This is a genomic window from Psychrobacter sp., assembly GCF_035469765.1.
Taxonomy (GTDB): Bacteria; Pseudomonadota; Gammaproteobacteria; order Pseudomonadales; family Moraxellaceae; genus Psychrobacter.
Map to the genome: position 1 here is coordinate 1 of NZ_DATIRM010000032.1, position 1,642 is coordinate 1,642.

General features: G+C 39.2%; 1 protein-coding gene and 1 pseudogene. Both read left to right on the top strand.

The genetic code is table 11. The features are described 5' to 3' along the window. The coding region (locus VLN09_RS00770) for a porin (protein ID WP_325243163.1) at positions 1-888 on the top strand (888 nt) is incomplete at its 5' end. 587 nt (positions 889-1,475) lie between these two features. Continuing rightward, positions 1,476-1,642, top strand: a pseudogene (locus tag VLN09_RS00775) (porin); the annotation flags it as partial.

Genomic DNA, 1,642 nt, shown 5'->3' on the forward strand with positions numbered 1-1,642 from the left:
ACTATGGACTATGTAGATGCTGAGAATGAAACCACTAATACAAATACAGATTCACTTCAAATTAACTCACATTTTTCGCGCCTTGGTTTCAAAGGCTCTGAAGCAATGACTGAGAACACTGATGTGGTTTATCAGCTTGAATACCAAATAGACATCGATAACGATAGAGTAGATGCTAAGGGCGATAGCCTTTACTTCACCAACCGCGATACTTATCTGGGTCTAAAAAATGATACCTACGGTGAATTCCGCTTTGGTCACCAGCATTCAACCGCTCAGTGGGTGAACAACGTGTTGGTTGGTAAAGGCTATTGGGATAATGCATATGACGTAATGGCTGATAGCAAGCGTATTAAGAGCTCTTTATTGTGGAGAGCGCCAAAGGTTGAAGGTATCCCTGTACAAGTAACGGCGATGTATGGTGCTTCTGAGTCAGATAACAATGATGGATACGGTATCGCTGGCATGTTTGATCAAGGCACAGGCGTGACGGTAGGACTGTCTTATGATCAGGATTTGAATATCGCAGGTGATATTATTCGTGGTACGGCAAAAGCAGACATGGCTAAGTTTACCGGTTTGCCATTAACTGTTGGCGGCTTATATCAAGTCGCTGATTATGATACAGGTACAGAAGACGAAAAAGCCTTTGCCGTCAACGCTACTATGGGATTGTCTAATTTTGCCAAACCAACTGAGATATACGCGCAATATCTTGGTACCTCTGATTTCCGTGGTACTAAAGATAGAGATGTAGACCAGATTATCATTGGTGGTACTTATAAGTATCAACCTAACATGATTGCGCATGTGTATGCGGGCAAACAGGATATTGACAATGGTAACGATATAATGAATATCGGTGGCGGTTTAGAATACTTATTCTAGAGGATTCATGAGTATTGATAACAAACTCACTCTTCGGAGTGGGTTTTTTTGTGGCCTAAATTTGTGTGAATTTTAAATCTATAGAACCTTGAGCTTATAAAACTAAATTAAGGTTTTAGCTTTGCTTTATTCGCTTAGACAAGTGGTTTTAGTTATTATTTTTATAAGTAGCATCGCTATTTGCCACGGTGGGTGGGGGTATTTTTATGGCAATATATTTAATATGATTAGAGCTTGCCGGAAGTTTTTTTAACGCTGTTCTTATTGAATAAGCGGTAAAGAAAATAAAATAGATGTTGCAAATTATGTCAAAGTTGTTATGCTTGTAGCCGAAGTATGAGTTTGGTAACGTATGTTACGCAACAGAGCGATAAAGACCAAAGTTTACATGGCAGTTACGATTTTAATCCCAGTTATGTAAGTCATAGTTTTTTCATCTTACGGTAATATAACTTCGCCACACTTGTTTCTGACTAATCCCGGTAGCCAGTTACACATTATATCTTTGAGGATTTGTGACGATACCATTTTGGGCACCAGCTAATCATAGCTCGCTCATTACTAAAATTGTAAAGTGGAGATATCCCATGAAAAAACTACTTTTAGCTACAGCAATCGCCGCCCTATCTGTATCTGCAGCCAACGCAGCCCCAACTGTTTATGGTAAAGCATTCGTTACTACTGACTATGTCAATGCTGATGATAGTGTGGAGGATACTGATACTGATTCATTACAAATCAACTCAAACTCATC